Raw genomic sequence first — 13017 nt, 5'->3', positions numbered from 1 at the left:
AATCCCGTTCAACACCTCACTCCGAGGGGATGTCGCTAAAGGTTGTATTGCCGGCTCCCAGCATTACCGGCTCTCTGTGAATACAAAATTCCTTTAACTTTTGCCTCATCATAGATTTACAGCAATATTTATATTTTCATCACGCCACCTGTACTTGCAGATGTAACGAGCTTGGAATACCTTGCTAAATATCCTTTTTTAATCTTTGGTTCAAATGGTTGTAAATCTGCTCTTCTTCTAACGAGCTCTTCCTCACTCACCTGTAACTCTATCGTTCTATTAATAAGATCAATCGCGATTATGTCGCCATTTTCTACTAAAGCAATCGGTCCTCCGTCAGCAGCCTCTGGAGAGATATGTCCGATAGAAATTCCTCGGGAAGCACCTGAGAACCTTCCATCTGTAATCAGTGCCACCTTTGTTCCTAATCCACGACCTTGAATCGCAGATGTCGGTGCCAGCATTTCTGGCATTCCTGGACCACCTCTTGGACCCTCGTAGCGAATAACGACTACGTGACCTTCTCTGACCGTTCCATTATCAATAGCTTCTTGTGAAGCCTCCTGCGAATCAAAGACGATTGCCTCACCAGTGAATTCCTTAATAGAAGGATCGACCGCACCAACCTTGATGACTCCGCCCTCTGGTGCAATGTTTCCGAATAAGACGGATAACCCACCTACTGGACTATAAGGATTTTCTTTTCTTCTAATCACCTGCTCATTTTTAATCTCGCAGTCTTTCACATTTTCATAGAGTGACTTACCAGTAATCGTTAGTCGATCCGGGTGAACCGCTCCAGGTATTTCACAAAGCTCTTTTATAATGGCGCTGACTCCTCCAGCTAAGTGAACATCATGCATGGAGTAATCAGATGCTGGCATAATTTTAGATAAATAAGGAATTCGCTTAGCTACTTCATTTATTTCACTGACGTTATACTCAATTTCTGCCTCGTGAGCGATTGCTAACGTATGTAACACTGTATTGGTCGATCCGCCCATTGCCATATCAAGTGCAAATGCATCATCGATTGTTTCCTTCGTAATCAAATCTCGAGGCTTCACATCCTCCTTGACCATTCGGACAAGATGCTTTGCCGCCTCTCGAATCAGTTGGTGTCTCTCATCCGATGTAGCAACGATCGTACCATTACCAGGTAACGTAACACCTAGCATTTCCATTAAAGAGTTCATGGAGTTAGCCGTGAACATCCCGGAGCACGAGCCACATGTTGGACAAGCATTTTGTTCAATGTCTAAAAGCTGTTCGGCTGTCATCGAACCTGACTTATACGAGCCGACCCCTTCAAAAACAGAAGTAAGGGAAAGCTGCTTACCGTCTGCGGATACTCCTGCCTCCATTGGTCCTCCTGATACAAAAACCGATGGGACATTCGTTCTTACAGCAGCCATTAGCATTCCTGGAGTTATCTTGTCACAGTTCGGAATATAAAAGACTCCGTCAAACCAGTGCGCGTTAATAACAGTTTCAGCTGAATCTGCAATTAGCTCACGACTTGGAAGCGAATATCGCATTCCAATATGCCCCATCGCAATTCCATCGTCTACACCAATCGTGTTGAACTCGAATGGAATACCTCCTGCCTCTCGAATGGCATCCTTTACAACCTCTGCAAACTTATTAAGATGCATATGTCCTGGAATAATATCGATATACGAGTTACAGACACCGATAAACGGCTTATCTAAGTCTCTTGTTTTTACCCCCGTAGCGTAAAGTAAGCTACGATGTGGGGCTCGATCTACACCTTTTTTAATCATGTCACTTCTCATTTACATCGCCCCTATACTTTACCGCTTCAACGCGTTTGCCTGTGCAAAATTCGTAAATACCTGTTTAACTCACTTTGTGAATTTTCTTGCAATATTTAATATATTGAAGATATCATAACCCCTATAAACCTTAGAGTCAACCGTATTTCTTTAAATTTTCTGTTAGTTTTGAATATTCATTTATATTGTAATCGCTTACAATAGCGATATATCACATTTTGTATAAGGAAAAATTATTTTAAAATTTGTTTATACATAACATGATTGTGAGAGGCATATGTCTGGGGATTTGGGAAAAGAAGAGGGGATTCAAAAAAATATTTTTCCTATTAAGTAACACTGCAATTACTTTACTTCTAGGGAACACTCCTCCTACTTGCCAGTGGCTCTTTTTTTCTATCAACACTTACTTACGTTTGCGCAACACTTTCTTCATTTCCCGCAACTCTTTTATTTCCCGCAATACTTCTTCCCATTGGCGCAACACTTTGCCTGATTGGCGCAACACTTTCCTCATTTCCCGCAACTCTTTTATTTCCCGCAACTCTTTCCCTATTTCCCGCAATACTTCACCCGGTAGAACTTCGGCCATAGACCCCTACACTTAGCCACTTCTCTATATCATTGCTACAAAAAAAGACATCGTCACAATATGTGACAATGCCTTCTTTATGGGTTAACCCGATTTATTAGATTTTAAAATGGCTTACTTCACTTTGCAGTTTTTCTGCAAGAGTCGCCAATGTTTGTGCGTTTGTTGAAATTTCTTCGGTTGCTGCTAATTGCTGCTCGGTAGCTGCACTCGTATCACTTGCTCCCTCTGCTGCATGGTTTGCCAAGTTTTCTACTTCTTGAGCACTTTCAGTCACAGAGTTAGTCATTTCCTTAATATGTTCAATTGCTGTAGTAACTGTTGCAACTTTCACTGCAACTTCTTCTACACTGGACTCAATTTCATTAAACACATCTAATGATTCAGTTGTCTTAGAAAGACCATCCTCTACCTTGTCTCCACCTGTTGTGATCGCTTTAACTGCCTCAGATGATGCCGACTGGATTAGTTTAACCATGGATTCAATTTCAGAAGCAGAATTCTTGGATTGCTCAGCAAGCTTGCGTACTTCTTCTGCAACTACTGCGAAGCCTTTTCCATATTCGCCTGCACGAGCTGCTTCAATTGCAGCATTCAGCGCAAGTAGATTCGTTTGCTCTGAGATGTCCGTGATTAAAGCTGTAATGGACTGTATTTCATTGGAATGCTTAGCCATGTTATTCATAATTTCTGTTGTTTCTTTGAATGTTTCATGAATGGTGTTCATTTGACTTGCTACTCCAGATACTACTGTAGAGCCTTTGGTAACGAGCTTTTTCACGCCATCTGTTGCTTCCAGCATTTCTTTGTTGTTTTGTGAAATGTCTGATACGCCTTGTTGCATTTCAGACATAGATTGCACAGAGTTTTCAACATGCTTCACTTGCTCTTCACTTGCTGCCATTTGCTCCTCTGCAGATTTAGCAACCATTTGAGAGGATGCTAGGCTTTCCTCTGAGCTTGCAGACAGTTCTTCTGCATTAGCGGCAAGCTGCATAGAGGAATCGCGAACGTTAGAAACGATACGCTGTAAATCACTTGTCATTTTATTAAACGTAGTTGCCATTGCCCCAACTTCGTCTTTATTTTTAATAACGATTGGTTCTACTTTCAGGTTACCTTTTGCAATTTCCTCTAGTCCCTCTGTCACCTTGCGTATTGGAGCAGAAATACCTTTACTGATGAAATGAGAAACGAGTATACCTATAATAATACTTGAGATTACTAATATGATTATAAATAGGTTAACTTTATCATTATATGTATCTAATTCTTCTCTAGTCTGTAGCATATTTTTTTCTTGAATTTGTTTTAACTCACCTAAAATCGCCAAAGCATTGCCGTTAAGCTCGCTTGACTTTGCTGCATATTGTTCAAAGGGTTGATTGCTTTTTTTCAACGTGATTATTTTATCATTTGATTCAAAAAGCTGTACAGTCTCTGTTTGAAGATCCTTTAATAACTTTTGTGACTCTTCATCCTTTACAGATTCTATTAAAGCACGAGCTGCGACTGATCCCTTTTCTATTTCTTGATCAAATTTTTGGATAGCATCATCGGAACCAAACATAACGAACTCTAGTATAGCAGTCGCCATATCCTTTTGAATTACTTCAATTTCTGATACTAGATTAATCTTTTCAATATCCTTATCAATAATATCTTTATACTTATTTGCAAGGTCATAGGAAGTAAAAATAGAAGTAACACTTATAAAAACTAATAAAAGTAAAACAAATGAAAACCCGAACCACATTTTTTTGGAGATTGATAATTTCATTTTGGAACTCCTTTTCCGTAATTAGTATTTGGATACACACTAGTAAAAACGCACCTTTATAATTATAACTTTTAAAAGGTAATTTGACATAGATAAATGTACATATTTATTCCTAATGGCATAAAAAAGTTCTACACTTTTTAAATTAAGTATAGAACCTTTATACCTACATTTTAAAATGACTTATATTATCTTGTAATTTTTCTGCTAAATTTGCTAGAGATTGAGCATTAGACGTAATTTCACTATTGGAAGCAAGCTGTTGTTCTGTTGCTGCGCTAGTATCAGTAGCCCCTTGCGCTACAATCTCTGCGAGTCTTTGAACATCCCTTGAGCCCTCCGTGACAGTTTGGGCAATCGTTTGAATTTGTTTAATTGCACTAGAAACAGATTCTACTTTAAAGCCTACTTCTACTACTGCGGTTTCAATATGCTCAAATACATCTAAGGACTCTTTTGTTTTCGCTAATCCTTCTTTAACCTTGCCTTCTCCTGCTGTAATTGCACCCACTGCATTCTCGGTTGCCCCTTGGATCACTTTTACCATGTCCGCTATTTCAGATGCAGCATTTTTGGATTGCTCTGCAAGCTTTCGTACCTCGTCTGCAACGACCGCGAATCCTTTTCCATATTCTCCAGCTCGAGCTGCTTCAATCGCAGCGTTTAATGCAAGCAGATTTGTTTGCTCTGAGATTTGTGTAATAAGAGTAGTAATACCTTGAATATCACTAGAATGCTTCTCCATATCTCTCATATTGGTTGCTGTTTCATTAAACGTCTCATGAATAGTGCTCATCTGTTGTGCCACCGCCTCGATGACATCTGAGCCCTGTTTAACAAGCTTTCCGACATTATTAGCAGAATTAAGCATCTCACCATTACTAGAGGCAATTTCGTTCACTCCTTGTGAAAGCTCCGACATCCCTTCCATAGAAGTAGTCATATGGAGTACCTGCTGTTCACTGCTAGCCATTTGCTCATGAGCTGAGCTTGCTACCATTTGTGAGCTCGCTAAACTTTCCTCCGAACTGGCTGATAATTCTTCCGCATTAGCTGCAAGCTGCATAGACGTTTCCTGTACATTCGAAACAATCATACGGAGGTCTGCTGACATTTTGTTAAATGCTGAGGCCATTTCCCCAGCCTCGTCTTTGTTCTTAATCAGAATTGGCTCTACAAGCAGATTGCCCCCTGCAATTTCTGTAAGACCAGAAGTCACACGCTTAATCGGACGCGCTATACTTCTACCTATATAAAATGCAATCACTGCTCCGAGTATTGCCCCTGCGATCGTAATGCCCATGATAAATAAGTTTGCAGCACGCTCAAAATCATGTAGCTCATCCACTGTATTCGCCATATCCTTTTGAACCTGTTCCTCAATCTTGTCTAATATAGAAATCATATTATCGTTAACTGTTTTAACATCTTTGGTTAATGTATTTATTTGGCTTGGATCAATAAGAACTTGGTTAGATATTAGCTTCTCATTCGCTTCTGTAAACATCACATATTTTCTCTCATAATCCTCTATAAATGGCAAGGTGTCTTCTGATTTAAGTCCTAATTTGAGCTCATCCATCAGCTTTTTATTGGATTCTAGGTTTGTTCTAACAGCTTTTCGAGAAGCATCCGTCTTTGTTAATAAATAATCATAAAGATTTTCTGTAGTTTCATTTTGAGTCATCTTAATATCTTGGATGAGACTCACGTTTACAGAATCTACCTCAAGAATCTCTTTATATTTACTATTTGTTTCCTTCGATGCTAGGCTGCTAAAATAAGAAACTACCACCATTAATAGGATAATTGCAGAGAAGCCCAACCACATTTTTTTTGTAATGGTCCACTTCATAATCATTCTCCTGTCTTAATTACTTTTGAACAAATCGATTAAAGGAAACAAAATGCTCATTCCAGTACACATTATCGAGCTTTGTAATTTCTACTCCCTTAGATCCTGCATGGATGAATTGATTATCCCCTAAAAAGATTCCCATATGAGAGATTCCTTCTTTATATGTATTTTGAAAAAACACTAAATCTCCAGGGACCGGATTAGTCACCACAACACTATCCAAATAATAAGACTCACTGCTCTTACGTTCCATTTTTACACCAGCCTGATTATGTAGGAAGTATATAAACCCACTGCAATCAAACCCAGCCATCGTATTACCCGCATACAAATAAGGAATACCTTCCAAACGTTTAGCAAAATCAATGATTAGTGGGTAATAGGCATGTCCTTCACCTGAAATAATAGGTGCTGTAACTGGTGTCGCTACTGGAGCAGCTACCGTTTGAACAGGCTTTGTTGCTACAGGTGTTGTTTTAGCTGGGACAACCTTTGTGACACTTTTAACTGTGGCTGGTTTTTGTACAACAAGCTTTTGCTTAATATAAATATTATCCTTCGTCAGCTTGTTCCAAGTACGTAAATCAGCTACCGTTACTTTATGTAATTTAGCAACTTTTGTAAGGCTATCTCCCTTTTTCACCTCATACAGTGTACTTGCACTTGCATTTTCTGTAATAAAAAACAGCATAAAAGCTATAATCAGCACTTTCTTTCTCATACTTTAAACCCCCTTTCTGTTTATATCGGTAAAACTTTCGTAACATCCACAACTTTCAACAAAATATTACCTGGGAAATAAACACTCGTAAGTTATCAGAAAATATGTCATAATCATAAATGAATAACCATTCATTTAGACAAAGGGGATATGACTATGAATGAAACATGGGCACAAATCGAAAACACAATGAACAACAACCCGACACCAATCCAAAACCAAAACGTCCGCTACGAATTCCACCTATCTGGCGACGAGCCATCCGTTAAACAATTAGTCATCGCAGACGGTAGAGCATTTGTAACAGACGATACTTCTACTAAGGCTGATTGCACATTAAAATTAAGCTCAAAGGATTTTGTAAAGCTGATTAATGGAGATTTGAATAGTACTTCCGCGTTTATGTTCGGGAAGCTGAAGGTGGATGGAAGTATTGGTCTTGCTTTGAAGCTTGAGGGGTTGTTGAAAGAGTATAGTTTTCAAGGATAAAAAAATCCGGCGTAAGCAGATTTGCTTATGCCGGATTTTTTATTTTTTCTTATCGTAGAACGTACCATCTCTATTCACTTGCGAATAAGGATCCATATAAGCATGTATAGAAACTTTCTTTCTTTGCTGATCAGATATGTTCAATCGGATGTCTCTTAGTTGACCTTTCAGCTTCATAGCTAACTTTTCCTCTAAAGGAAGCAATCCTTTACCAAAAATCAGTTCTTCCTCCGTAAAGGGTGGTTGAATAGAAGGCTGAAGCTTTTCACGAATTTCAAGAGTTTTCTCCACTTGATCAACCAAATGATCTCTATTGTTTTCATCGTGATCATCTAATTCTATTAAGAGTTGCTCTGTGACATTCTTCCAAGCCTGTAAGCTATCTCGAATCATATTTCACCCGTCGAGCCATACTGTTTTTGGCGATTAATTTGAATGACCTGCTTCCATGTATCTCTAAATTCCATTGTATAGCCAATGACTTCATCTACCATTTCACTATCATTTTGGATATTAGCAGTTATTAAACGATTTAACATATAATCGTATAAAGAATACATAGATTCAGATACAGGAATAGACATATCTAGAGTGACTATAAGCTCACGAATTATATTTTGCGCTTTTTGAAGATTCGTGTTCTTGAGCTCAATATTATTTTCTTCTATTCCTTTTTTGGCTTGGTTTAAAAATTTCAAACACCCGTTGTAGAGCATCAATGTTAATTCACCTGGCGACGACTGAGTTACACTATTTTGTTGATATGCTTGATAGGCATTGTTTACTGCCATGAGAACACTCCTCTTATTTTATTACGGTTTAACTAAAGAATCCTGCGATAGATGCAGATTGACTATTGGCTCTGTTAATCGCATTTTCCATTGCAGTGAACTGCTTCCAGTAACGCGTTTCCACCATTTCCAAACGATTTTGTAATCGACTAATCTGATCATTAAAGTTATTAATTGTTCGCCCAATACTAAATGTATTATTAGCTGCACCGGTTAGTCCAGACTTATCCGTCAGCTTTGTTCTACTTTCAGAAATAGCAGTTCTCATTTGACTGACTAAACCCGCTTCTCCAGTAGTGGTGCTTGATTTGCCAAAGACCTCATAAACTCTATTTGGATCTGAACTGATAGCTTCTCTTAATTTAGTTTCATCTATCTCTAGCTTACCATTTGATAAATAGTCCTTGGAAGTAGAAATCCCTATATCACTTAAACGGATAGAACCCGATGAACCTTCTACTGTACCACTCAAAGTAGAGCGCATCTTCTGAAGCATATTACTAATGATTGGATCATTTTTAAGCGTACCACTTTTCGCTTTTTCTTCCCATAGTTCAATTTCCTTTTCTTTCATATCAGCCTTTTGTTCAGAAGAAAGAGGTGCATAATCACGATATTTAGTCTCGCGTAATTTTGTGTTTAACTGTTCGACCAATTTATTGTAATCATCTACAAATGTTTTAATAGAATCTACTATCTTATCCGTGTCTGGTGCAGAGCTGAATGTTACTGGATTGGAAGTAGTCTGTTTCAAAGATACTTCAAATCCATTGATTTGGAATGAATTGCCAGAACGCTCTGTTTTTAAGCCGTTAAAAGTAAAGATAGCATTCTGTCCTTCTTTTCCATTCGCTTGCGTATTATCACCATTAATTTTTAAAGTCTCTGCAAGATTACCACTAATTGCAATTTCTGGTCCATCTGCAACATTTCCAGAATTTTTTGCAGTTACGGCAATTTTCCCTGTAAAGGAGTCATAAAAAGCAGTAACTCCAGTTTCAGTGTTGATTTTCTTCAACACTGACTCTAAAGTATCATCCTCACCGAAATTTAAAGTTTTTGATTTATCGGCAGAAAACTTCCCATCCTTGTCAATTGCATTAATAGTTATAGAGTTAGATCCAGTTAACCCTAGGCTTTTTAAAGTTGCTTTTGTATCAATATTTTTCCCATCTACGGTAATTGCACTTGAACTTTGCAAAGTAGCTTGAGATGCTAATTGTTCCACAGAAATATTTCCAGAGAACTCAGAGGTTGCACTTGTACTTTTGATAGCAACTGCATCAGGCGAAGAAATATTAACAGTTTTCTCCATAAAAGTAGATTGTTTCATCATTGTATCAAATAATTTATTACTATAGTCATTAAGCTGACGGTTCACAGAACGATAATCATCTAATTGCCATTCTGTATATTGCTTTTTCTGAGTGACCTTATTCAATGAAGTTTTTTCAGCCTTCATCAGATCATTAATGATTGTTTCTGTGTCCATACCACTAGCTAATCCACCAATACGCATGAAATCACCATCCCTTATATTTTTTCGTCAACAAAAAATCCGACAAAATCTCGCATAGCTGCATACATATCCATCAATTTTTTAGATGGAATTTCACGTACAATTTCCTCTGTATTTGCATCGATCAATGTTACATAATAAGTATTTAGTTCTTCATGAAACTTAAAGCGAAGCTCAGTAGAAGTTGTTTCTAAAAACTTATTCATGCTATCTGTCATCTTTTTTGCTTTTTCAGAAGGTAAATTTAGTTGTTCGCCCTCTAGTGAAGCTTCAATAGTTTTATTTGGTGTAACATCTATTTGCTTCTCTGCTCCAGTTATTTTAGCGATAACATTCTTAGATAAACTCATAGCAGAATCAGAAATGTGATTTACCATGCGGATCTTGCCTCCTTATATTTATTAGCTTTAACAGTTATATCGGCTATATCCGTCTATATTTAATAGAAATCTATACGAAAAAACGCGCCCGAATAAATCGGACGCGTAAGTTTTAAAAAGATTAACGTAATAATTGAAGAACGCCCTGTGGCTGTTGGTTAGCTTGCGCAAGCATAGATTGAGCTGCTTGAGTAAGGATGTTGTTCTTTGTGAACTCCATCATTTCTTTAGCCATGTCAACGTCACGGATACGTGATTCTGCAGCAGTTAAGTTCTCAGATGCAGCTCCAAGGTTGTTAATAGTATGCTCTAAACGATTTTGGTTTGCACCAAGAGCAGAACGAGTAGTTGATACAGTATTAATTGCAGCATCAATAGCAGCAATATCAGTATCAAATTTAGCAGAAGTTCCATCAGGAGCGATACCGTCAACTGCTAAACCAGTTGAACTCATAGCTGTTCCAACAGCAATTTCTAATTGTTGTCCAGCATTAGCACCAATTTGCATATTAGCTGTTAAATTTCCGTCAAGAAGTTTCTTACCGTTAAATTCTGTACGTGAAGAAATTCCATCTAACTCAGCGTTAAGTTGTGTAATTTCTGCGTTGATAGCAGCTGAATCTTCAGGTTGAAGAGTTCCTCCGTTACCACCTTGAACGACTAATTCACGCATACGTTGAAGGATTGAATGAGTTTCATTCAATGCGCCTTCAGCAGTTTGGATTAAAGAAATAGCATCTTGTGAGTTTTTAGAAGCCATATCAAGACCACGGATTTGTCCACGCATTTTTTCAGAAATAGCTAGTCCAGCTGCGTCGTCTCCAGCACGGTTAATTTTTAAACCTGAAGATAACTTTTCCAAGTTTTTAGAAGCGTTAGCATTGTTAAAAGATAATTGACGATGTGTGTTGATAGCTGCGATATTGTGATTAATTCTCATTATAATTTCCTCCTTGAGTTGTGAGATCCACTTCCATGCGGATCTATATGTCTATTGTTTCATAGTTATTTAAATCGGCCGAACTTCAAATAACCTTGAACAATACTAATATCGTCATTACATTAATAATCTTTAATACTTTTTTGCAATAAAAAACATTTTATTATTTTAAATATCATTTATTTCCTATAAATAGTAAAATAAATAATTTCTAAAAAGAGAGTAAATTTGAGCATTTTATTCTATTTTATTAATTTAATAATATTTTTATTTGATTCTATTATTGATTTAATGTATTATTGATTTATAGTAATTAAAAATTATTAAAATATTTATTTTAGCATATGAGCATATTAACTCAATAAATATTTGATATTTTTATCAAAAAGTATAAACAATAAAAAAAAGCGACCGATATAAATATCGATCGCAATTAAAATATTAATTTAAATGAAAATTAACGAAGAAGTTGAAGAACTCCTTGAGGTTGTTGGTTAGCTTGTGCCAACATAGATTGTGCAGCTTGAGTTAAGATATTGTTCTTAGTGAACTCCATCATCTCTTTCGCCATATCAACGTCACGGATACGAGATTCCGCAGCTGTTAGGTTCTCAGAAGCGTTGTTCAAGTTATTAATAGTATGCTCTAAACGATTTTGATTTGCGCCAAGTTTAGATCGAGCAGCAGAAACTGTTTTGATTGCTGTGTCTACAAGCTCGATATCAATGTCAAATTGAGCACTAGTACCAGTTGGGGCAATAGCACTTACTCCTAAATCAGCTGCACTGAATCCTTTAGCTGTTTCTCCTTCAGCTACTGCAGCTCCTGTAATTGTCAAATTTAGTGTTTGTGATTTATTAGCACCAATTTGAAAGTCTTGAGCAAATGTACCATCTAATAATTTTTTACCATTAAATTCTGTACGTGTTGAAATTCCAGTTAATTCAGTGTTCAATTCAGCAATTTCATCTTTAATAGCTTGAAGATCTTCATTTGCTAATGTACCACCATTACCAGCCTGAACAACTAGTTCACGTTGGCGTTGTAGAATAGAGTGGGTTTCATTTAAAGCACCCTCTGCAGTTTGAATTAATGAGATGCCATCTTGAGAGTTCTTAGAAGCTTGGTCTAAACCTCGGATTTGACCACGCATTTTTTCTGAAATAGAAAGACCCGCTGCATCGTCACCTGCACGATTAATACGAAGTCCAGAAGATAATTTTTCTAGGTTTTTAGAAGCTTGTGTGTTGTTTGCTCCTAGTTGACGATGTGTGTTAAGCGCTGCGATGTTGTGATTGATTCTCATTTTAATTTTCCTCCCTGGAATAATTGTGCTCTACGTCCCTGTAGGCAATTATCAATAGATTATGTAACTTGGAAGTAGGGCCGGCACTCTGCTTCCTTGTTTACAATTAATGTATCGGAAGTTATTTTCCAATGTTAATAGATTTAGTAAAAAAATTCCTAAGAAATTTTTTCTTAGGAATTTTTTAGTATGTCTATATTTTTTAATACAGCTTCGGTATTAGATTCAGAGACGTCTTTTCTTAGCTCTCCCCTAACTACATCTATGCTTCTAGGAGCTTTAATTCCAACCTTCACTTGATCTCCTTTTACTTCTGTGATGACTATTTCTACATCTTCACCGATCCAAATGGTTTCTCCGACTTTTCTTGAAAGTATTAGCATGGGTTCACCCCTTTAAACTTTCTGCCGAGATGACGTGGCGAATAGAATATTCCTCGTTGTTTAAGATCACTTGCTTTGCTTTTTTATTTGTTGTATTTAAAACGATTGGAGCTTTCAAGTTAATTGTCGAACTCGCGATTGTTTCCTTCAAGGAAACGATTGTAAACACTGCTACCTCTTGTTCTTCTTTAATTTGAAGTGCCTTAACCATCGATTCCTCCAAATCAAAGCTATAATTTTCTACTATCGTATACGGATTTGTCACTATGAAAGCTAAAGCTTCCGTATGAACGGATTGTAATGCATGAAACGTAATATTCCCCTCTATAGGTAAAAGAACAAATTCTTTTTCCTCTTCAAATCCAGGAATCCCATACTCAAAGCCAATAATATCGGCTTTTTCTATTTCTACTTCCCCTAAATAAGCGGTTTTAATTTTCATTAATAAAACTCCTCACTTTT

Annotated in this window: 14 protein-coding genes; 1 reads left to right on the top strand and 13 read right to left on the bottom strand. The window is 37.2% G+C overall.

All coding sequences use genetic code 11. The annotated features are described in order from the left end of the window. Positions 1–128: 128 nt before the first annotated feature. The 5 genes from ilvD to HF876_RS04310 form a co-directional block, all read right to left on the bottom strand. Positions 129–1796: a dihydroxy-acid dehydratase gene (gene ilvD / locus HF876_RS04330; protein WP_169358833.1), complete on the bottom strand. Its 1668-nt coding sequence runs from the start codon at positions 1794–1796 to the stop codon at positions 129–131. Positions 1797–2202: 406 nt separating this feature from the next. Further along, positions 2203–2388, bottom strand: a complete 186-nt coding sequence (locus tag HF876_RS04325; protein WP_169358832.1) for a hypothetical protein — start codon at positions 2386–2388, stop codon at positions 2203–2205. Between the two features lie 97 nt (positions 2389–2485). After that, positions 2486–4168, bottom strand: a complete 1683-nt coding sequence (locus HF876_RS04320; RefSeq protein WP_169358831.1) for a methyl-accepting chemotaxis protein — start codon at positions 4166–4168, stop codon at positions 2486–2488. Between the two features lie 166 nt (positions 4169–4334). Further along, positions 4335–6023 (bottom strand): methyl-accepting chemotaxis protein, encoded by a 1689-nt coding sequence (locus HF876_RS04315; RefSeq protein ID WP_169358830.1) that lies wholly within the window; start codon positions 6021–6023, stop codon positions 4335–4337. Between the two features lie 19 nt (positions 6024–6042). Next, complete coding sequence (locus HF876_RS04310; RefSeq protein ID WP_169358829.1) at positions 6043–6747, bottom strand: C40 family peptidase; 705 nt, start codon at positions 6745–6747, stop codon at positions 6043–6045. Positions 6748–6903: 156 nt separating this feature from the next. On the opposite strand from HF876_RS04310, the gene HF876_RS04305 reads away from it, so the two are divergent. Further along, positions 6904–7236, top strand: coding sequence for an SCP2 sterol-binding domain-containing protein (locus HF876_RS04305; RefSeq protein ID WP_240949618.1), 333 nt, complete (start codon positions 6904–6906; stop codon positions 7234–7236). A gap of 39 nt (positions 7237–7275) precedes the next feature. Here HF876_RS04305 and fliT read toward each other — a convergent pair whose 3' ends face one another. The 8 genes from fliT to fliW form a co-directional block, all read right to left on the bottom strand. Further along, complete coding sequence (gene fliT / locus HF876_RS04300) at positions 7276–7629, bottom strand: flagellar protein FliT (RefSeq protein WP_169358827.1); 354 nt, start codon at positions 7627–7629, stop codon at positions 7276–7278. Beyond that, positions 7626–8027 carry a flagellar export chaperone FliS gene (gene fliS / locus HF876_RS04295; protein ID WP_169358826.1) on the bottom strand — a complete coding sequence of 134 codons (402 nt, stop codon included), beginning with the start codon at positions 8025–8027 and terminating at the stop codon, positions 7626–7628. Before fliS ends, fliT begins: the two co-directional genes overlap by 4 nt. Before the next feature lie 28 nt (positions 8028–8055). Next, complete coding sequence (locus HF876_RS04290) at positions 8056–9546, bottom strand: flagellar hook-associated protein 2 (RefSeq protein ID WP_169358825.1); 1491 nt, start codon at positions 9544–9546, stop codon at positions 8056–8058. Between the two features lie 14 nt (positions 9547–9560). Beyond that, positions 9561–9923, bottom strand: a complete 363-nt coding sequence (flaG, locus tag HF876_RS04285) for a flagellar protein FlaG (protein ID WP_240949616.1) — start codon at positions 9921–9923, stop codon at positions 9561–9563. A 124-nt stretch (positions 9924–10047) separates the two neighbouring features. Next, positions 10048–10866, bottom strand: a complete 819-nt coding sequence (hag, locus tag HF876_RS04280) for a flagellin Hag (RefSeq protein ID WP_169358824.1) — start codon at positions 10864–10866, stop codon at positions 10048–10050. Positions 10867–11323: 457 nt separating this feature from the next. Then, positions 11324–12172: a flagellin Hag gene (gene hag, locus HF876_RS04275; RefSeq protein WP_169358823.1), complete on the bottom strand. Its 849-nt coding sequence runs from the start codon at positions 12170–12172 to the stop codon at positions 11324–11326. A gap of 173 nt (positions 12173–12345) precedes the next feature. Further along, entirely contained in the window at positions 12346–12555 is a 210-nt protein-coding gene (csrA, locus tag HF876_RS04270) for a carbon storage regulator CsrA (protein WP_169358822.1), read from the bottom strand. Positions 12556–12559: 4 nt separating this feature from the next. Beyond that, positions 12560–12997, bottom strand: a complete 438-nt coding sequence (gene fliW / locus HF876_RS04265) for a flagellar assembly protein FliW (protein WP_169358821.1) — start codon at positions 12995–12997, stop codon at positions 12560–12562. Positions 12998–13017: the final 20 nt, after the last annotated feature.

This window comes from Psychrobacillus sp. BL-248-WT-3, from assembly GCF_012843435.1.
Lineage (GTDB): Bacteria > Bacillota > Bacilli > Bacillales_A > Planococcaceae > Psychrobacillus.
This window is presented reverse-complemented; position numbering and strand designations above follow the sequence as displayed.